The sequence below is a fragment of the Umezawaea beigongshangensis genome, assembly GCF_016464305.1.
In the GTDB taxonomy this organism is placed as follows: Bacteria; Actinomycetota; Actinomycetes; order Mycobacteriales; family Pseudonocardiaceae; genus Umezawaea_A; species Umezawaea_A beigongshangensis.
In genome coordinates this window covers 463,535-481,720 of sequence record NZ_JAEIOJ010000004.1, presented here as the reverse complement: position 1 = coordinate 481,720, position 18,186 = coordinate 463,535, and the positions used below count along the sequence as shown (strand labels likewise).

17 protein-coding genes are annotated in these 18,186 nt (G+C 74.4%); 5 read left to right on the top strand and 12 right to left on the bottom strand.

The features are described 5' to 3' along the window. Nucleotides 1-44: 44 nt before the first annotated feature. The 6 genes from IMZ35_RS13955 to IMZ35_RS13930 form a co-directional block, all read right to left on the bottom strand. Nucleotides 45-1,487 (bottom strand): FAD-dependent oxidoreductase, encoded by a 1,443-nt coding sequence (locus IMZ35_RS13955; RefSeq protein ID WP_199441438.1) that lies wholly within the window; start codon nt 1,485-1,487, stop codon nt 45-47. Beyond that, a complete protein-coding gene (locus tag IMZ35_RS13950) occupies nt 1,484-3,472 on the bottom strand; it encodes a molybdopterin oxidoreductase family protein (protein WP_199441569.1) in 1,989 nt (662 codons plus the stop codon). The genes IMZ35_RS13955 and IMZ35_RS13950 overlap by 4 nt, the downstream gene beginning before the upstream one ends. Before the next feature lie 148 nt (nt 3,473-3,620). Further along, nucleotides 3,621-4,418: a TIGR02569 family protein gene (locus tag IMZ35_RS13945; RefSeq protein ID WP_199441437.1), complete on the bottom strand. Its 798-nt coding sequence runs from the start codon at nt 4,416-4,418 to the stop codon at nt 3,621-3,623. Nucleotides 4,419-4,552: 134 nt separating this feature from the next. Continuing rightward, a complete protein-coding gene (gene moeZ / locus IMZ35_RS13940) occupies nt 4,553-5,725 on the bottom strand; it encodes an adenylyltransferase/sulfurtransferase MoeZ (protein ID WP_199441436.1) in 1,173 nt (390 codons plus the stop codon). 100 nt (nt 5,726-5,825) lie between these two features. Further along, the gene (locus tag IMZ35_RS13935) at nt 5,826-6,938 is read right to left on the bottom strand and encodes a DUF3152 domain-containing protein (RefSeq protein ID WP_199441435.1); all 1,113 of its coding nucleotides are present in this window, start codon (nt 6,936-6,938) and stop codon (nt 5,826-5,828) included. A 74-nt stretch (nt 6,939-7,012) separates the two neighbouring features. Next, on the bottom strand, nt 7,013-8,002 hold the full coding sequence (locus IMZ35_RS13930; RefSeq protein ID WP_199441434.1) for an alpha/beta fold hydrolase: 990 nt from the start codon (nt 8,000-8,002) through the stop codon (nt 7,013-7,015). A 125-nt stretch (nt 8,003-8,127) separates the two neighbouring features. Between IMZ35_RS13930 and IMZ35_RS13925 the strand changes: the two genes are divergently transcribed. Beyond that, complete coding sequence (locus IMZ35_RS13925; protein WP_199441433.1) at nt 8,128-8,778, top strand: TetR/AcrR family transcriptional regulator; 651 nt, start codon at nt 8,128-8,130, stop codon at nt 8,776-8,778. Between the two features lie 16 nt (nt 8,779-8,794). Here the strand turns inward: IMZ35_RS13925 and IMZ35_RS13920 are convergent, their stop codons facing one another. Next, nucleotides 8,795-9,709, bottom strand: a complete 915-nt coding sequence (locus tag IMZ35_RS13920) for an alpha/beta fold hydrolase (protein ID WP_199441432.1) — start codon at nt 9,707-9,709, stop codon at nt 8,795-8,797. 64 nt (nt 9,710-9,773) lie between these two features. Here IMZ35_RS13920 and IMZ35_RS13915 point away from each other — a divergent pair, with 64 nt between their 5' ends. Then, the gene (locus IMZ35_RS13915) at nt 9,774-10,502 is read left to right on the top strand and encodes a TetR/AcrR family transcriptional regulator (protein WP_199441431.1); all 729 of its coding nucleotides are present in this window, start codon (nt 9,774-9,776) and stop codon (nt 10,500-10,502) included. Nucleotides 10,503-10,647: 145 nt separating this feature from the next. Here the strand turns inward: IMZ35_RS13915 and IMZ35_RS13910 are convergent, their stop codons facing one another. Next, nucleotides 10,648-10,875, bottom strand: a complete 228-nt coding sequence (locus IMZ35_RS13910; protein ID WP_199441430.1) for a DUF3107 domain-containing protein — start codon at nt 10,873-10,875, stop codon at nt 10,648-10,650. A 39-nt stretch (nt 10,876-10,914) separates the two neighbouring features. Continuing rightward, complete coding sequence (locus IMZ35_RS13905; protein ID WP_199441429.1) at nt 10,915-11,586, bottom strand: ferritin-like fold-containing protein; 672 nt, start codon at nt 11,584-11,586, stop codon at nt 10,915-10,917. A gap of 397 nt (nt 11,587-11,983) precedes the next feature. On the opposite strand from IMZ35_RS13905, the gene IMZ35_RS13900 reads away from it, so the two are divergent. The 3 genes from IMZ35_RS13900 (at nt 11,984) to IMZ35_RS13890 (ending at nt 16,005) form a co-directional block, all read left to right on the top strand. Beyond that, the gene (locus IMZ35_RS13900; protein WP_199441568.1) at nt 11,984-13,630 is read left to right on the top strand and encodes a DEAD/DEAH box helicase; all 1,647 of its coding nucleotides are present in this window, start codon (nt 11,984-11,986) and stop codon (nt 13,628-13,630) included. Nucleotides 13,631-13,675: 45 nt separating this feature from the next. Next, entirely contained in the window at nt 13,676-15,043 is a 1,368-nt protein-coding gene (locus IMZ35_RS13895) for an Rv3212 family protein (RefSeq protein ID WP_307868076.1), read from the top strand. Nucleotides 15,044-15,111: 68 nt separating this feature from the next. Continuing rightward, nucleotides 15,112-16,005, top strand: a complete 894-nt coding sequence (locus IMZ35_RS13890) for an alpha/beta fold hydrolase (RefSeq protein ID WP_199441428.1) — start codon at nt 15,112-15,114, stop codon at nt 16,003-16,005. 25 nt (nt 16,006-16,030) lie between these two features. Here the strand turns inward: IMZ35_RS13890 and IMZ35_RS13885 are convergent, their stop codons facing one another. The 3 genes from IMZ35_RS13885 to IMZ35_RS13875 all read right to left on the bottom strand — a co-directional run bounded on the left by IMZ35_RS13885 (nt 16,031) and on the right by IMZ35_RS13875 (nt 18,162). Next, nucleotides 16,031-16,369: a hypothetical protein gene (locus IMZ35_RS13885; RefSeq protein ID WP_307868075.1), complete on the bottom strand. Its 339-nt coding sequence runs from the start codon at nt 16,367-16,369 to the stop codon at nt 16,031-16,033. A gap of 31 nt (nt 16,370-16,400) precedes the next feature. Then, the gene (locus IMZ35_RS13880) at nt 16,401-17,240 is read right to left on the bottom strand and encodes a RecB family exonuclease (RefSeq protein ID WP_199441427.1); all 840 of its coding nucleotides are present in this window, start codon (nt 17,238-17,240) and stop codon (nt 16,401-16,403) included. A 64-nt stretch (nt 17,241-17,304) separates the two neighbouring features. Then, complete coding sequence (locus IMZ35_RS13875; protein ID WP_307868074.1) at nt 17,305-18,162, bottom strand: PHP domain-containing protein; 858 nt, start codon at nt 18,160-18,162, stop codon at nt 17,305-17,307. Between the last annotated feature and the right edge of the window lie 24 nt (nt 18,163-18,186).

Here is an 18,186-nt window from a genome sequence, read left to right as displayed (position 1 = left end):
AACTCCCTCGCACACCCCGGCCGACCGGCCTGTGAGGACACCGGTCAGGACGTGCTGGCCAGCCAGGCCGACACGTCCCGCACGGCGTCCTTGCAGCCTCCGCAGCCCGTCGTGGCCCGCGTCCGCTCCGCCAGGGCGGACGGCGTCGTCGCCCCGGCCCGCCACGCCGTGACGAGCTGGGCCTTGCTGACGGTGTTGCAGCGGCACACCACGGCGCTGCCCGGCAGGTCGGCCGGGCTCGCCACCGCCGCCTCCCCCGGCAGGGTGCGGCCGAGCAGCAGGGCCAGCCGGTCGGTCGGGGCGGGCAGGTCGCGGTCGTAGAGCTGGGTGATGGCCGCGGCGGCGTCCGGAGCGCCCAGCAGGATCGCCCCGGTCACGCGGTCGTCGCGCAGCACGAGCTTCGCGTACCGGCCGCGCGTGGGGTCGGCGAAGCACAGCACCTCGGAGTCCGGGCAGTCGACCTCCACGTGCACGTCGCCCAGCGCGGCGAGGTCGACGTCGCGGGCCTTGAGCCTGGTCACCACGGGTGTGCCCGTGTAGCGCGCGCCCGGCGCGGTGCCGGTCAGCCGGTCGGCGAGCACGGCGGCCTGCTCCCACGCGGGCTGCACGAGGCCGCCGACCGTGCCGGTGTGCTGCGCGCAGTCGCCGATCGCGTGGACGCGCGGGTCGTCGGTGCGCAGCGCGTCGTCCACGAGCACGCCCCGGTCCACGGCGATCCCCGCGTCGGCGGCGAGCCCGGTCTCCGCGCGCACACCGGCCGACACGACGACCAGCTCGGCGGGCACGCGGGTGCCGTCGTCCAGGGCCAGGCCGTCGCCGGCCAGGTACTTCGTCGCCAGCGCGCCGAGCCGGAACTCGATGCCCAGACCCTCCAGCGCGCGGGCCAGCACCCGTCCGGCGCCCGCGTCGAGCTGGCGCTCCATCAGGTGCCCGACGGGGTGCACCACCGTGACGAGGCAGCCCCGCCCGGCCAGGCCCCTGGCGGCCTCCAGGCCCAGCAGCCCGCCGCCGACCACCGCGACCGGCGTGCCGGGAGCGGCCAGGGACGTGATCCGCACGCAGTCGTCCAGCGTCCGGAACGCCACGACGCCCGGCGCGAGCGAGCCGTCCGGGTCGGTCAGGCCCTCCGTCGGCGGTATCCACGGGCGGCTGCCGGTCGCCAGGACCAGCGCGTCGTAGCCCACCTCCGAGTCGTCGGCGAGCCGCACGACCCGGCGGTCCCGGTCGATCCCGCACGCCGTCGCGCCGAGCCGCAGGTCCACGCCGTGCGCGTCGGCCCAGTCGGCGGTCTGCAACCGCACGGCGTCGGCGCGCATCGTCCCGGCCACCACCCCCGACAGCAGGACCCGGTTGTAGGCGGCGTGCCGCTCCTGCCCCACCACGGTGAGCGCGACCCGGTCCCCGGACGGGTCCCGGCGGCGGACCTCCTCGGCGAACCGCGCCCCCGCCATGCCGTATCCGACGACCACCACGCGACGTGCACTCACGGCTGCTCCAATCGCACTGCGCAGACCTTGAACTCGGGCATCCGGCTGGTCGGGTCCAGCGCCGGGTTGGTGAGCAGGTTCGCCCGGCCCTCGCCGGGGAAGTGGAACGGCAGGAACACCACGTCGAGCCGCATCGACGGCACGCAGCGCACCCTGGCCACGGTCCGGCCGCGCCGCGACACGACGGCGGCCAGCGCGCCGTCGGCGAGCCCGGCGCGGGTGGCCGTGTCCGGGTGGACCTCGACGTGCGCCTCCGGCGCCGCCTCCACGAGCTCGCGGACCCGCCTGGTCTGCGCGCCGGACTGGTAGTGCTGGAGCAGCCGGCCCGTGGTGGCGTGCAGCGGGAAGTCGGCGTCCTGCGGCTCGGCCGGGCCGCGGTGGTCGACCGGTACGAGCCTGGCCAGGCCGTCCGGGTGGGCGAACCGGTCGAGGAACAGCCGCGGCGTGCCGGGGTGGCCGGGCGCGGGCACGGGCCAGTGCAGCGCCTCGCCGTCGCGCAGCCGCGAGTAGGTGACGCCCGAGTAGTCGGCCGGTCCCCCTGCCGAGGCCCGGCGCAGCTCGTCGAACACGACCTCGGGCTCCACCGGGAACCTCTCGGCCGGTTGGCCCAGCCGCACGGCGAGCCCGTGCAGCAGGTCCAGGTCGCTGCGCACGCCGTCGGGCGCGGGCAGCGCGCGCTCGCGCAGCAGCACCCGGCCCTCCAGGCTGGTCGTCGTGCCGCTCTCCTCGGCCCACTGCGTCACCGGGAACACCACGTCGGCGGCCTGCGCGGTCTCCGACAGCACCACGTCGGCGACGACCAGCAGGTCCAGCGCGGCGAGCCGCTGCGCGACGTGGTTGCTGCGCGGCGCGGAGACCAGCAGGTTGCTGCCGAACACGAGCAGCGCTCGCGGCCCGGCCGGTTCGCCGAGCGCGTCGAGCAGCTCGTAGGCCGATCGGCCGGGGCCGGGCAGCGACGCCGGGTCGACGCCCCACACCCCGGCGACGTGCTCGCGCGCGGCCGGGTCGTCGATCTTGCGGTAGCCGGGGAGCTGGTCGGCCTTCTGGCCGTGCTCCCGGCCGCCCTGCCCGTTGCCCTGGCCGGTGAGGCAGCCGAACCCGGAGCCCGGCGTGCCGGGCAGGCCGAGCGCCAGCGCGAAGTTGATCCACGCCGACGTGGTGTCGGTGCCGCTGGCGTGCTGCTCGGCACCGCGCCCGGTGAGCACGTGCGCGGTGTCGGCGGCGGCGAGGATGCGCACGGCGGCGAGCTGGTCGGCCGCGGAGACGCCGGTGACGCGCTCCACCCGCTCCGGCCACCAGGCGGCGGCGACCAGCCACGTCTCCTCGAAGCCGGTGGTGCGCTCGGCCAGGTACTTCTCGTCGATCAGGCCCTCGGCGACGGCGGTGTGCAGCAGGCCCAGGGCGAGCGCGAGGTCCGTGCCCGGCGCGGGTTGCAGGTGCAGCGTGGCCTGCTCGGCCGTGGCGGAGCGGCGCGGGTCCACGACGATCAGCTCGGCGCCCCGCAGGTGCTGCACGAACGGCGGCATCGTCTCCGCCGGGTTGCTGCCCGCGAGCAGCACCGCGCCGCTGTCGTCGAGGTCGGTGACGGGGAACGGCATCCCGCGGTCCAGGCCGAACGCCCGCGTCCCCGCCGCGGCGGCCGAGGACATGCAGAAGCGGCCGTTGTAGTCGATCTGCGCGCTGCCCAGCGCGACGCGGGCGAACTTGCCCAGCTGGTACGCCTTCTCGTTGGTGAGCCCACCGCCGCCGAAGACCGCCACCGAGTCGGGGCCGTGCTCGGCGCGCAGACCGGCGAGCCGGGTGGCCACGACGTCGAGCGCGTCGTCCCAGCTCGCCGGGCGCAGCACGCCGTCGCGGCGCACCAGGGGCGTGGTCAGGCGGCCCGCGGCGGTCAGCACCTCGGCGGACGTCCAGCCCTTCTGGCACAGGCCACCGCGGTTCGTGGGGAACTCGCGCGGCCGCACGCGTCGTCCGTCGAGCGACATCGCGCACTGGAGCGCGCAGTACGGGCAGTGCGTGGCGGTGGAGGTCACCGCTCGAACGTAGGAAGGGGGTGTTAACTCCACCGCACCCGATGTTTCGGGCAGCGCACGTTGCCCGCTCGCCGGGCGGGAGCCCCCGGTGAGGTTCGCCCTACTGGAGTGCGGAGACGTACAGGGCCGCCCGCTCCAGGCCCACCATGGACTCCTGGCTCGAAGCGGGGTGCAGGGCGTGCACGGCCAGCCGGAACAGCGCGGCGCGCAGCAGCATCTGCGGCCACTCCGGCAGGTGGCCCCAGCGCTCCAGGATGCCGTGGTCGGCGCCGCCCCAGGCGAACGCGTCCACCGCGATCACGGCGGCGGCCCACTCCGGCGGACGCCAGTGGGCGATGAAGTCGATGATCGCCGGTGACGCGGCGCCGGAGAACAGCACGTTGCCGAACAGGTCGCCGTGCACGACCTGCGAGGGCAGCGTGACGGGCTTGCGCTGCGCGGTCAGCAGCTCGAACGTCCGGCCGCCGAGGTCGGGGTGCAGCGGGACGCTCTCCTCCTCCCAGGCGCAGCGGTCGGCGACGGCGAACACGTCGGTGCGCGTCTGCAGGAAGCGGGGCCGGGGCAGCCCGGCGGTGGCCTCGTGCAGCCGGATCGCGACGGCCACGACCTCGTCGTGGCGCGGCTCGGCCCGGCCCGCGAGGTACTTGGTCGCGGTCCACCCGCCGACGACGTAGCGGCCGTCGGTCGAGCGCAGCGGACGCCCGATGCGCAGGTCGGGCACCTGCAGGGAGTCGAGGGTCTTCGCGACCCAGGTGGCCTCGGCGGGCTTCCCCGCGGGCTTGATCGCCGCGTCACCGCAGCGCCAGGCGGGCCCGCCGTCGATCAGCTCCGGCTCCGCGTCCCGCTGACCGAACGCGGCGCGCACGTGCGACGGGGGCGGCTCCGGATGTGGCGTCACGACCAGGCACGCTACCCGGACACGCGCGCCGAGTGGGGGAACGCCGCAACGTTTTCACCACCTCCGGTCCACGCGCGACGGCCCGCGACGCACGAACACGTCGCGGGCCGTCGCCCGACCGGGTCCTCGGGGGGTCAGTAGGTGGGCAGGCTCGGGTCCACCTCGCGGGCCCACGCCAGGACGCCGCCGCCGACGTGCACGGCGTCGGCGAAGCCCGCCTTGTGCAGTGCGGACAGCGCCTCGGCCGACCGCGCGCCCGACTTGCAGTGCAGCACGACCTGCTTGTCCTGAGGCAGTTCCGACAGCGCCTCGCCGGAGAGGATGCGGTCCTTGGGGATCAGGACCGAGCCGGGGATGCGCACGATCTCGAACTCGTGGGGCTCGCGGACGTCGACGAGGAGGAAGTCCTCGCCGCCCTCCTGCTTCTGCTTGAGCTCCAGCGGCGTGATCGTGCTGCCCGCCGCGGCCTGCTGCGCGTCGTCGGAGACGACACCGCAGAACGCGTCGTAGTCGATCAGCTCGGTGATCTTCGGGCTGGCCGGGTCCTTGCGGATCTTGATGGTCCGGTAGGTCATGTCCAGCGCGTCGTACACCATCAGGCGGCCGAGCAGCGGGTCGCCGATGCCGGTGAGCAGCTTGATCGCCTCGGTCACCATGATCGAGCCGATGGACGCGCACAGCACGCCCAGCACGCCGCCCTCGGCGCACGACGGGACCATGCCGGGGGGCGGCGGCTCGGGGTAGAGGTCGCGGTAGTTCAGGCCCTGACCGCCGGGGGCGTCCTCCCAGAAGACGCTGACCTGGCCCTCGAACCGGAAGATCGAGCCCCAGACGTACGGCTTGCCGAGCAGCACCGCGGCGTCGTTGACCAGGTACCTGGTGGCGAAGTTGTCCGTGCCGTCCAGGATCAGGTCGTAGTCGCGGAAGACGTCGAGCGCGTTCTCCGAGTTCAGGTGCGTCTGGTGCAGGACCACCTTGACGAACGGGTTGATCTCGGCGACGGAGTCGCGCGCGGACTCCGCCTTGGGCTTGCCGATGTCGGACTGACCGTGGATGACCTGGCGCTGCAGGTTCGACTCGTCCACCACGTCGAAGTCGACGATCCCGAGCGTGCCCACTCCGGCCGCGGCCAGGTAGAGCAGGGCGGGGCTGCCGAGACCACCCGCGCCGACCACCAGCACCTTCGCGTTCTTCAGACGCTTCTGCCCGTCCACCCCGACGTCCGGGATGATCAGGTGGCGGCTGTAGCGCGCGACTTCTTCCTTGGTCAGCTCCGCTGCGGGCTCCACGAGCGGCGGAAGCGCCATCTGCTCCTCCTCGAAGCGTGTGAACAGTCCAGTCCTGGACAACGCCAGGGTGCACCCCGGTCTTCCCGGGTGAGAAACCGTCTCACCCCGTGGACACGGCCTACTGGCCGCCCCCCGGCACCGGGTAGGGGTTGATCGTGCAGACGAACCCGTTCTTGGGCACGACCTCGCGGTTGGTGGCGTCGGTCTGGTTCAGCTCCCAGACGTAGTCGTTCGCGACGCCGAAGGTCTGCTGCATCATCACCGGCGCGGGAGCGCCGTCGGCCTGGCAGCCCTCGTGCGGGCGCTGGAGCGCGTGGCCGACCTCGTGGTTGATCACGTACGCGCGGTAGGTCGACAGGTCGGGCCCGTACGCCTTCGCGCCGCGCACCCACCGGGCCAGGTTGAGCACGACGCGGTTCGTCGGACCGGCCAGGCCGGGGTCGTAGCAGGACGACTCGGCGTTGATCGACTCGCCGCACAGCCGGTGGGTCGTCTCCGGGGTGGTCAGGCTGATCGTGAAGTCGGGGTTCTCCTCGACGGGGACGCGCTGCATCCGCACGGTCCTCGTGCCGATCCAGCTGCGCGGGTCCCGCAGCGTGTCGTCGATCGTCGACGCGAACGCGGCCTCGTCGTTCTGGTAGCCGGAGGGGCTGATGCCCTCCTCGACGGCCACCGCGTACCGCACGACGTCGCCCTCGACGCCGAACACGTCGGTGCCTCCGGCCACCCCGCGCCAGATGCCCGTGGCGGTCCGGGTGAACTCGGGGCCGGGGGGCAGTTCGGCGGTCGTGCCGCCGAGGTCCGGCTTCGGCGCGGGGACCTCGCTCACGTCCGGCAGCGCGGGCTGCTCGCGCGCGGGCTGTCCCGTGCCGCCGCCACCGCCGGACACCCCGGCGTCACCGGCGCCGGTGTTCGTCACCGACGGCGCGGCGGAGTCCAGGGCCACGAGCGCGGTGAGCACGAGCAGCACCGGCACGGCGTAGACGCGCCAGCCGTAGTGCGACAGCAGTCCGGCGACGCCGGTGCGGCGCGGCGCGACCGGACGCCTGACGACCGACTCGACCGCCGCGTCCGGCACCCAGGACGCGGTGAGGGGCTCCGCCGCGGTGCGCCGCGTGCCGCGCCGGTAGCGCTCCTCGTTGTTCAGCGTTCGCTCGCCGACGGCCGTGAAGCCCGTTCCGGAGGCAGAAGGGGAACGATCGGCTTCCTCGCCGCGCCCTTCGGAAGTCATGCGCTCAGGGTGCCACACCGGGGCGCGCAGGTCTTCACTACACCACGCGCCCGTCACCGCGCGAGCGGGGTCGATCACCAGGCGTGGTCGTCCACCGACTCCCACATGCCCAGCACGGCCCGCGCCACGGTCACCGGCCGCTCCATCTGGGCCACGTGCCCCGTGCCGGGCAGCACGAGGAGCCGCCCGCGCGGCAGCAGCGACGCGGTCCTGGGGGCCTTGCGGACGCTGACGAGCCGGTCCCGCGTGCCCCACACCACCAGCGACGGGGCGCTCACGCGCGGCGCGACGGTCCACAGCGACCGGGCGCGCGGGACGAACCAGGAGCGGAAGATGGCGAGCGTGCTGGCGGTGAGCGCCGCCTGCGCCCACGGCTGGCGGCTGCGCTCGTCGTTCTCCTCCATGCTCTCCCTGATGCGGTTCTCCGGGACCGACGCGGGGTCGCCGAAGCACAGCCGCAGCATCTGCTCGGTGCGCTGGCGCGGGGAGATCGTGGCCAGCCTGCGACGCACCGGCGTGCCCACGAACGGCAGGAACGCCAGCGGCAGCCGCGGGTCGGACACCCTGGACAGGCTGGGCCGCAGGTCGGGCACGGCGGGCGAGACGAGGGTCAGGGTGCGCACGAGGTCGGGGCGGGTCGCGGCGACCAGCAGCGAGATCGCGCCGCCCATCGAGTTGCCGAACAGGTGAACGGGCCCGCGGTCCAGGCCCTCGACGAACTCGATCACGACTCCGGCGTGCGTGGCGATGGCGTAGTCGTAGCCGTCCACCGGCTCCGACCTGCCGAAACCGGGGAGGTCGAGCGCGATCCCGTTGACGTGACCGGCGAGCTGCGCGGCCAGGTCGGTCCAGTTGGTCGCCGATCCGCCGAGGCCGTGGACGTAGACCGCGGTCGGCGCGTCCGGCCCCGGTCCGGGGGTGGTGCGGACGTGCAGGCGGTGCCCGGCGACCTCGACGTTCTCCCCCGGCCACGGCGGGGCGGAGCTGTCCAGCGGGGGGAGCGAGACGGTGGACAGGGGCACGTGGGTGAGCGGTGCGCGGGGCACCCCGGTGGTTTCCGTCATCTCCCCAGGATGCTGGAAGACGCGCCGCGACGATTCACGGCGGGCTGCTACCCCCGAGTAAGGTTGCGGCCGTGCCGGGTGTGGCAACCCCGTCCCGGCGCCGCGATGACCTGGCTGGAGGCACCATGACGGACACGACCCACCCGGCGGTCGGGCACCACGGGACGGCACCCGCCGGCCGCGGCGTCCGCCTGCCGCGGACCGCCCGCCGCGCTCAGCTGCTCGCCGCCGCGCAGGACGTGTTCGTGAACAACGGCTACCACGCCGCGGCGATGGACGAGATCGCCGAGCGCGCCGGTGTCAGCAAGCCCGTGCTCTACCAGCACTTCCCCGGCAAGCTGGAGCTCTACATGGCTCTGCTGGACTCCCACGTGGACGAGCTGGTCAGCCGGGTGCGCGGTGCGATCGGGTCCACCACGGACAACAAGCTGCGGGTGCACGCCGCCGTGGCCGCGTTCTACGACTTCGTCGACGGCGAGGGCCAGGCGTTCCGGATGGTGTTCGAGTCCGACCTGCGCAGCGAGCCGCAGGTCGCGCGGGCCGTGGAGCGCGCGACCACCGACAGCGTCGACGCCATCACCCGGACGATCACCGCGGACGCCGGGCTCGACGAGCACCGCGCGCGGCTGCTCGCCGTGGGCCTGGTCGGCCTGAGCCAGGTGACGGCCCGCTCGTGGCTGGCCGACGACCGCAAGGTGCCGAAGGAGGAGGCGGTCTCGCTGATCTCCAACCTGGCGTGGCGCGGCATCGGCGGCGGTTTCCCGCTCCAGCACTGACCCCCGGCCACCGGGGTCACCGCAGGAGGCGCGCGATGCGCGTGGCGACCTCCGCCGGGCGCTCCAGCGGCAGCATGTGGCCCGCGCCGGGGAGGACGACCAGCCGGGTCCGCGGCAGCTCGTCGGCGATCACCGCGGCGTGCGGCACGGGCGTGAGCCGGTCGGCGCCACCGGCGAGCACCACCGACGGCACGGGCGCCAGCGCGGCCAGCGCCTCGCGGCGCTCGTGCTCGCTGAGCGACTCGCGGAAGGCGACCAGGGCCGCCGGGTGGCAGCGCGCCACGGTCTCGGCGGTCGCGGTGACGTCCGCGCGGTCGGGGCGCGCGCCGAACAGCAGCCACCGCAGAGCGGGCCGGACGAGCCGCGGGCGGCGCAGCAGCACCGGTCCGCGCAGCGCGGCGATCCGCCGGTTGACGACCTTCTCACCCCTCGCGACCAGCGCCGCGACCCGCTCCGGCAGCCCGAGGGAGATCTGAGCCAGTCCGCCGCACGACGTGGCCACGAGCGCCACGCCCGCGACGCGGTCCAGCAGTTCGGGGTGCGTCTCGGCGAGCGCCATGATCGTCATGCCGCCCATCGAGTGCCCGGCCAGCACCACCCGCCCGGTGGGCACGCGGTCGGCCAGCAGCTCGGCCAGGTCCCGCGCCAGCCGCTCGATCGTGGCCGTTCCCGGCGCCGCGGGCGCCGAGGCGCCGTGGCCGCGGTGGTCGTAGCGCAGCACCCGCCCCGGCAGGGCGTCGGCGACGCGGTTCCACGACGAGTGGTCGAGCGTCCAGCCGTGCAGCAGCACGACGGTCGTCCCCGCGTCGCGGGGGCCGGTGTCGACGACGTGCAGCGCGGTGCCGTCCGAGGTGGTGAACCGGGAGGTCGCCCGGTCGGGCGGCGGCTTCGCGGTCCTCCGGCGGTCGGCGCCCCTCGCGGCCCGCGTCATCAGGTCCTCCCCGGAGCAGTAGGTGTTACCAGTGGTAACGGTTACTTCTGGTAGCGTGCGTCACATGGCTCGCACTGTCAAGGGTGCGCCCGGCGGGACCGACGCACGCCGAGAGCGCTGGAAGGGGCACCGCGAGGCCCGCAGGGCGGAGTTCGTCGAGGCGACGATCCGCGCGGTCGCCGCGCACGGCCCCGAGGTCGGCATGGACGAGATCGCCGCGGAGGCCGGGGTCAGCAAGCCGGTGCTCTACCGGCACTTCACCGACAAGTCCGACCTCTACCTGGCGGTCGGGCGGCGTGCCACCGAACTGCTGATGGACCAGCTCGGCCCCGCCATCGCCACCGACGGCCCGATCCGCGAGCGCATCCGCCGCATCGTGAACGCCTACCTCGGCGTCATCGAGGAGAACCCGAACCTCTACCGGTTCGTGGTGCGCGGCTCGTTCACCGACCGGCCGGTGGAGCAGGACGTCGTGAGCGAGGACAAGGAGCTCATCGCCGCCGCCCTGGCCCGGCTGCTCGGCGACCACCTGCGGGCGTTCGGCATGGACTCGGGCGGCGCGGAGCCGTGGGCGCACGCGCTGGTCGGCATGGTGCAGAACGCGGGCGACTGGTGGCTCGACCGGCAGTCGATGACCAAGCAGGCGCTGAGCGAGTACCTGACCACGCTCATCTGGCACGCCATCGACGGCCTGCTGCGCGGCGCGGGCATCGAGATCGACCCCGACGAGCCGCTGACCTCGGGTCCGCGCCTGCGGCTGATCACCGGGGAGCACACCGGGGAGGCGCGGTGACCGCGGCGCACGCCCCGACCGGCCGAACCCGGCCGGCGGAAGCGCCACCGCGTCACGACGGCCGGCGCGCCACCAGCGGTGGTGAGCCGACCGCGCGGGTCCCGGCCGTCCGCGACGGGACGACCGGGTCGCACGGTGCCGGGAACTACACGGCGGCGAAGCCGACCCGCCGCGAGTCGCTGGGGCCGATCTCCACGTAGGCGATGCGGGCCGTGGGGATCACGAACCGCGCACCCTTCTGGTCCACCAGGGCGAGGACGCCCTGCTGGTTCTTCAGCGCGTCCGCGACCAGCGACTCGACCTCGTCGGGAGTGAGACCACTGGACACGACGAGCTCCCGCCCGCTGTCCGCGACGCCGACCTTGACCTCCACGCTGACCTCCGTGCGCGTTGATGACTCTCGGAACCAACACTAGCCGAGGCCGAGGTTCCCCATGCGGCGCGTGTGGCTCTGCTGGAGCCTCCGGAACAGGCCCGCGATGCCCGCGAGATCACCCGATCCGCGGATGATCAGCTCGGCGAGCGCGTCCCGCTCCGCCACCACGTACTGGGCGTTCGTCAACGCCTCGCCCAGCAGGCGACGCCCCCACAGGGTGAGCCGGTCGCGCAGCTTCGGGTCGGCCTCGCACGCCGCGAGGACTTCGCGCTCGGCGAACGCGGAGTGGCCCGTGTCGGCGAGGACGGCGAGCACGAGCTCCCTCGTCGGCGCGTCGAGCCACTCGGCGACCTCGCGGTAGAAGTCGGCGGCCAGCCCGTCGCCCACGTACGCCTTGACCAGTGATTCCAGCCACGTCCTGGGAGCCGTGGAGGTGTGGAAGTTGTCGAACCCGACGACGAACGGGCGCATCGCGTCCTCGACCACGACGCCCCGGTCCGCCAGGTAGCGCTCCAGCAGCCCGTAGTGCCCGATCTCGGCCGCCGCCATCGCCGACAGCGCGGCGCGCCCGGACAGCGACGGCGCCGTCCGCGCGTCCTCGGCCATCCGGTCGAACGCCGACAGCTCCCCGTAGGCGAGCGCCCCGAGCAGGTCGGACACCCCCTCCGGCAGTTCTCCAGCGACCCCGACCGTTACCGCCTCGCTCATGAGAACGAGCCTAGTGGCAGCGTGCCGGGCGGCTCCGCACGACCACGACGGACGCACGAATCACGAAATGCCCGGTAGACCGGTCGTTGCGGGTAGACTTCTCCCTCGACGCCCGGTGCGAGCCGCAGCGCGGCCACGGTTCGGCCTCCCCGGAAGGACGGCGGAGCTGACGGGCTTCGCGGCAGCGACGGCACCGCGGTGCAGATCACGGCGGTGCACTGCCGCCACGTGAGGGTGCGCGCACAAACCTCGCAGGCCCTCCCGCGCCCCGCCCGGCCACACGGCCCGCGGCGGACGGCGCGGTCGAGAGGCCCGTCCAGGGCCACGTGCGCGCTGGAACGAGCTGAGAGAGGCGATCATCCTGACCGCTAGTGAAGAAGACAAGAACCTCGACCCGATCTCCCTGGAGCACAGCGAGGCGGGTCTGCCCGACGACGACCCCTCGCAGCCGCTGGTGGCCAACGCCCCGGTGCGCGAGAACTCCCCCACCTTCGCCGAGCTGGGCGTGCGCGAGGAGATCGTCCGCGCACTGGCCGAGGCCGGCATCGAGCGGGCGTTCGCCATCCAGGAGCTGACCCTGCCGCTCGCGCTGGCCGGGGACGACGTGATCGGCCAGGCCCGCACCGGCACCGGCAAGACCCTCGGCTTCGGCATCCCGCTGCTCCAGCGGATCACCACTCCGGGTGACGGCACGCCGCAGGCGCTCGTCGTGGTCCCGACCCGCGAGCTGTGCCTCCAGGTCACCGCGGACCTGACCCACGCCGCCAAGCACCTCGACGTGCGGGTCATGGCGATCTACGGCGGCCGTCCGTACGAGCCGCAGATCGCCTCCCTGCGCAAGGGCGTCGACGTGGTCGTCGGCACGCCCGGCCGCCTGCTGGACCTCGCCGAGCAGCGCCACCTCGTGCTGGGCAAGGCCAAGAACCTGGTGCTGGACGAGGCCGACGAGATGCTCGACCTGGGCTTCCTGCCCGACATCGAGCGCATCCTGCGCATGGTGCCGGAGAAGCGGCAGACGATGCTGTTCTCGGCGACCATGCCGGGCCCGATCATCACCCTGGCCAGGACGTTCCTCACGCAGCCCACGCACATCAGGGCCGAGGAGAACGACGCCAGCGCGATCCACGAGCGCACCGAGCAGTTCGTCTACCGCGCGCACGCGATGGACAAGGTCGAGCTGCTGGCCCGCGTGCTCCAGGCGAAGGACCGCGGCCTGTCGATGATCTTCACGCGCACCAAGCGGACCGCGCAGAAGATCTCCGACGACCTGGCCGAGCGCGGTTTCGCCGCCGCGGCCGTGCACGGCGACCTGGGCCAGGGCGCGCGCGAGCAGGCGCTGCGCGCGTTCCGCTCCGGCAAGGTCGACGTGCTGGTCGCGACCGACGTCGCCGCCCGCGGCATCGACGTCAGCGGCGTGACCCACGTCGTCAACTACCAGTGCCCCGAGGACGAGAAGACCTACGTCCACCGCATCGGCCGCACGGGCCGCGCCGGGCGCACCGGTGTCGCCGTGACGCTCGTCGACTGGGACGAGATGCCGCGCTGGAAGATGATCAGCGACGCGCTCGGCCTCGGCAAGCCGGAGCCGGTGGAGACGTACTCGACGTCGGACCACCTGTTCGCCGACCTGCACATCTCCGAGGACTCCACCGGCAGGCTCCCGCTCGGCCAGCGCACCAGGGCCGGGCTGGACGCGGAGCCGGAGGAGAACCTCAAGGGCGAGCGGAAGTCGCGCAGCCGCTCCAGCGGTGGCGGCAAGACCCGCACCCGCACCCGCGGCGGCGCGTCCACCGTGGAGCAGCAGAGCGCCGCGGCCGACACGCCGGCCGCCGAGGAGGACGGCACGCGCCCGCGCCGCCGTCGCCGCCGCCGCGCGGGCGAGAACGGCGACGCTCCCGCACCGCAGACCGACACGCCGGCGGAGTCGCCCGCGGCCGAGGGCGGTGAGCGGCAGGTCAAGCGCCGTCGCCGTCGTCGCGGCGGCGTCGAGAGCGGCGATTCGGCGCAGGTGGCTGCGAGCGACGCGGGTTCGACGGCAGACTGACACCCGTCAGCAGATCTTTTCCGCCGGACGATCGGGAGCTGGGAAGTGGGACGACCGGAGCAGCCGCACGACACGGACGAGCTCCCGGAGTCGGAACACCTGGCTCCCGATCCGCAGGCGCACCGGGAGAGCCGGGGCGTGCCGCCGGAGGACGTGCTCGGCGACGACGAGCCGGCCCCCGTCCCGGACGGTCCCCGGCCGCGCACGTGGCGCACGGGGCGCGACTACGCCGCCCTCGCGGTGATCGTGGTGGGCGTGCTCGTCGGCGGGCTGCTCGTGTGGCGGTTCGGCGACGCGCGCGCCACCACGTCGATCACCGGCCCCAGCTCGGTGCCGCAGCTGCCCTCCGCGGTGGCGCTCCCGCCGAGCCTCGGCGAGGTGTGGCGGGCCCCCAGCGGGGCCACCCACGTGCCGATCACGCTCGACTCGACCGCGGTCACCGGCGAGGGCGGCCAGGTCGCCGGTCGCGACCCGCTGACCGGCGACGTCCGCTGGAGCTACACGCGCGACTGGCCGTTGTGCACGGTCTCGGCCGCCTGGGGCAAAGTCGTCGCGGTCCACCGCAAGGAGACCAACTGCTCCGAGGTGACCACGCTCGACCCCGCGTCCGGCACGCGCGGCCCGCAGCGCAACGGCGACGCCGAGCTGGGCACCGTCCTGCTGTCGGAGGGCTCGCACCTGGTCACCACCGGCGAGCGCTACGTGGACGTCTACCGGCGCGACGACCTCGTGCGGTCGCTGGAGTACGGCACGCTGCGCGCGCCGGTGAACTCGGGCAAGCAGCCCCGCACGAACTGCTCCTACGGCTCGTTCGCCGTGGCCACCGGCAAGATCGCGCTCGTCGAGCGGTGCCCGGAGCAGGACCCCGGCGACCGGCTGACGGTGCTCAAGCCGAACCCGGAGAAGTCCGACGAGCCGCAGGTCCTCAGCAGCACCGTCCTGGGCGGCACGGGCGCGCGGGTGGTCGCGGTGACCACCGACCGCGTCGCCGTGGCGCTGCCCGGCCCGAGCCGCCTGGTGGTGCTCGACGCGAACAGCGGCGCGGTGCTCGACGAGCGTCCGCTCGACGTGCCGGACGGCGACCTGTCCGGCGACCCCGAGGGCCGGACCGCGCCGACGTGGACCAGCTCCTCCCACGTCTTCTGGTACACCGGTTCCCGGACCACCGCCCTGGCCCTGGACACCCTGAGTCCTGTGTGGACCGCCGAGGACACCCTCGGCCCCGGCACGGTGCTCGCCGGTCGGCTGCTGCTGCCGGTGCCGGAGGGCTTCCGCGTCCTGGACCAGGCGACCGGTCAGCAGATCGGCGTCGTTGCGCTGGACCGCGGCGGCCACGAGGGCCCGGTGCGGCTCACCGCGGTCGGTCCCGTGGTCCTGGAGCAGCGCGGCGGCACGCTGGTCGCCCTGCGCTGACCGCTCCGCGAGAAAGCTCTCACCGCCGCGGCACCACTCGGCGGCGTCGTTGAGGCAGACTGCTTCTCGTGACCGACCTGCCGACCACGCCCTCGCAACTGACCCCGAACGGGGCCGAGCGCGTCGACCTGCCGGGCAGGTACGGCCCGGTGGCCGCGTTGCGCGCCCCCGCCACGGGTGACGACCTGGGCGCGACCGCCCTGTTCCTGCCCGGTTACACCGGGTCCAAAGAGGACTTCGCGCCGATCGTCGACCCCGTCGCCGCCGCCGGTGTGGAGGTCGTCGCGATCGACCTCCCCGGCCAGTACGAGTCGGCCGGTCCCGACGACGAGGCCGAGTACCGCCCGGCGCCGCTGGGCGCGGCCGTCGCCGAACTGGTGGAGAAGCTGTCCTCGGACGGCCGCCGCGTGCTGCTGCTCGGCCACTCCTACGGCGGTCTCGTGGCGCGCGGCGCGGCGCTCGCCGGTGCGCCGCTGGCCGGGCTGACCCTGCTGTCCAGCGGTCCGGCCGAGCTGCCGTTCGGGGCGAGGCGCTCCGCGCTGGACACGGGCGAGTCCGTCCTGCGGGAGCACGGCGTGCGGGGCGCTCAGGAGCTCAACGAGGCCAGGGTGGCGGCGCAGCCGCGCTGGACCACGATGGACGGGCGCGTCAAGGAGCTGCTGCGGGAGCGCTTCCTGCGCTCGACCCCGGCCGGACTGGCCGGCATGGCCGACGGCCTGCGCCACGAACCGGACCTGGTGGCGAAGCTCGCGCGTGCGCTGCGCAGCGCACGCGTCCCGGCTCTCGTCGTGTGCGGCGACCTGGACGACGCGTGGGCGCCCGCGACGCAGCGGGACATGGCCGAGCGCCTGGACGCGGACTTCGCGCTGCTGCCCGGCGTGGCGCACTCGCCCGCCGAGGAGGCCCCGGACGCACTGCTGGCGACGCTGCTGCCGACCTGGCGGGCCTGGCTGCGGGACTGACCACCGGAACGCGGTCGCGGACCGCTCAGGCGTACCAGAACAGCCACAGGCTCGTCGCCACGGCGACCAGCACGACGAGACCGCACAGCGCGCCGACCCGACCGCCCCGGCGATCCGCGACGACCTGCGCGGCCACGGCGACCACCGCGGCGACGACGTGTCCGGTCACGACGAACGCGCCGGGACCGGGCAGGCCGCGGTTCCCGGCGTGGACCTGCACGCCGATGACCGCGAGGGCGAGCAGCAGGGAGCCCGCCGCCAGCACCCCGGTCGTCCCGCGCCACGTCCGGGCGATCCTGCTGGGCCGGCGCGGCTCGGTGCGCTCCGGGATTCTCAGGTCCTCGGTCATCTGCTCGTTCGTCACGTCGCCTCCGCACACGTTGTCCTGGCTCCGGTCAGGGGGCGAGCATCGCCCACGGATCGAGGGCGGGAGCGGCGCGCTGTCCCTCCGGGCAGCTCCGCCGGAAGTCGCACCAGGAGCACTGGCGGCCCGTCCGCGGCGGGAACAGGACGTCCTGGTCGCCCCCGGCGGCGAGCGTGTCCGCGGCGAGGCTCACGTCGTCCGCCGCCTCCTCGGCCCGGCGCAGGTGCCGCTCCAGGGTCTCGTCGGTGTGGTCCCACGCGGCGACGGTGCCCGTGGGCAGGTGGTGCAGCTCGACGCGGTGGCACGGCTTGCGCAGCGTGCGCCCGGCGGCCAGCGCGTACAGCGCGAGCGCGAGGGAGCCGCGCGCGTCGTCGGTGGTGAGGGCGTGCCGCCCGGTCTTGTAGTCGACGATCACGAGTTCGCCGTCGCGCAGGTCGATGCGGTCGACCCGGCCCTCGGCCACGATCCGCTCGGTCGGCGTGGACACCCAGCGCTCGACGCCCACCGGCTCCAGGGCGGGGTCGAGCTCGGCCACGTAGTCGCCGATCCAGCCCTCGGCACGCCGTCGGTACTCGGCCGCCTGCTCCGGGTCCCGGAAGCCCTCGTTCTTCCACTGCCGGTGCAGCAGCGCCACGGCCTGGTCGGTCGTGCGCCGTTCGGCGGGCAGGTCGAACAGGCCCTTCAGCGCGTTGTGCACCACCGCGCCCAGCGTGCTGTGGGCCCACGCGCCGCCGCGGGGCGGGGACGGCCGGTCGAGGTAGGCCATGCGGTACCGGCGCGGGCAGTCGGCCCACGTGGACAACTTGGCCGGGGTCACGCGCACCAGCTTGCGCGGCACGTCCCCGAAGTCGAGCCCCAGCTGATCCGCCACCCCGCACACGGTACGCAAGCGCACCGACACCCCCGCGCGGGCACCGGCTCGCGCGGAAGCGCTCTCAGCCCACCAGCACCTTGCCCCCGGTCGCGCGCTCGGCCAGCGCGTCGAGCACGTCGGGGTGCGTCGTCTCCTGGCCGAGCCGGACGGTCTTGTTGGTGCCGTGGTAGTCGCTGGAGCCGGTGACCAGCAGGCCCAGCTCACCGGCGAGACCCCGCAGCCGGGCGCGCGTCTCCCGGTCGTGGTCCGGGTGGTCCACCTCCACCCCGGCGAGCCCCCGCCCCGCGAGGTCGGCGACGACCTCGGCGGTGACGATCGGGCCGCGGGAGATCGCGAACGGGTGAGCCAGCACGGTCACGCCGCCCGCGTCGCGGACCATCTCGATCGCCCGCTCGACGGGGGTGTCGGTGCGGGGCACGTAGTAGCGGCCACCGGTGAGGTAGCTCGCGAACGCCTCGTCCACCGAGGACACCACGCCCGCGCGGATGAGGGCCATCGCGAGGTGCGGGCGCCCGGCCGGCGCGTCGTCCGGCAGGCCGGACATCAGCTCGTCGGTGTTGATCGGGAAGCCGTCGGCGACCATCTGGTCGGCCATGCGGCGCAGCCGGTGGCGGCGCTCGGCGCGCAGCCGGAGCTGCTCGTCCACGATGGCGGGCGAGGTGGCGTCGTACAGGTAGGCGAGCAGGTGCACGGTGATGAGACGGCCCCGGCCGTCGGGTGCCGCGCAGGACAGCTCGGCGCCGCGGACGAGCTGGAAACCCGCGGGCAGAGCCGCCGCGGCCTCCGCCCACCCCGCTGCGGTGTCGTGGTCGGTGATGGCCAGGGCACCGAGACCCGCGGCGGCAGCGGCCGCCACGAGCTGCTCCGGGGTGTCGGTGCCGTCGGACTGGTTCGAGTGGGTGTGCAGGTCGATGCGCACCCGTCCAGTCTGGACCATTCGCCC

Excerpts from the sequence above, each read along its gene's own strand:
- IMZ35_RS13950 (WP_199441569.1), bottom strand. The coding sequence starts at position 3,472 with ATGTCGCTCGACGGACGACGCGTGCGGCCGCGCGAGTTCCCCACGAAC.
- moeZ (WP_199441436.1), bottom strand. The coding sequence starts at position 5,725 with ATGGCGCTTCCGCCGCTCGTGGAGCCCGCAGCGGAGCTGACCAAGGAA.
- IMZ35_RS13935 (WP_199441435.1), bottom strand. The coding sequence starts at position 6,938 with ATGACTTCCGAAGGGCGCGGCGAGGAAGCCGATCGTTCCCCTTCTGCC.
- IMZ35_RS13930 (WP_199441434.1), bottom strand. The coding sequence starts at position 8,002 with ATGACGGAAACCACCGGGGTGCCCCGCGCACCGCTCACCCACGTGCCC.
- IMZ35_RS13925 (WP_199441433.1), top strand. The coding sequence starts at position 8,128 with ATGACGGACACGACCCACCCGGCGGTCGGGCACCACGGGACGGCACCC.
- IMZ35_RS13920 (WP_199441432.1), bottom strand. The coding sequence starts at position 9,709 with ATGACGCGGGCCGCGAGGGGCGCCGACCGCCGGAGGACCGCGAAGCCG.
- IMZ35_RS13915 (WP_199441431.1), top strand. The coding sequence starts at position 9,774 with ATGGCTCGCACTGTCAAGGGTGCGCCCGGCGGGACCGACGCACGCCGA.
- IMZ35_RS13905 (WP_199441429.1), bottom strand. The coding sequence starts at position 11,586 with ATGAGCGAGGCGGTAACGGTCGGGGTCGCTGGAGAACTGCCGGAGGGG.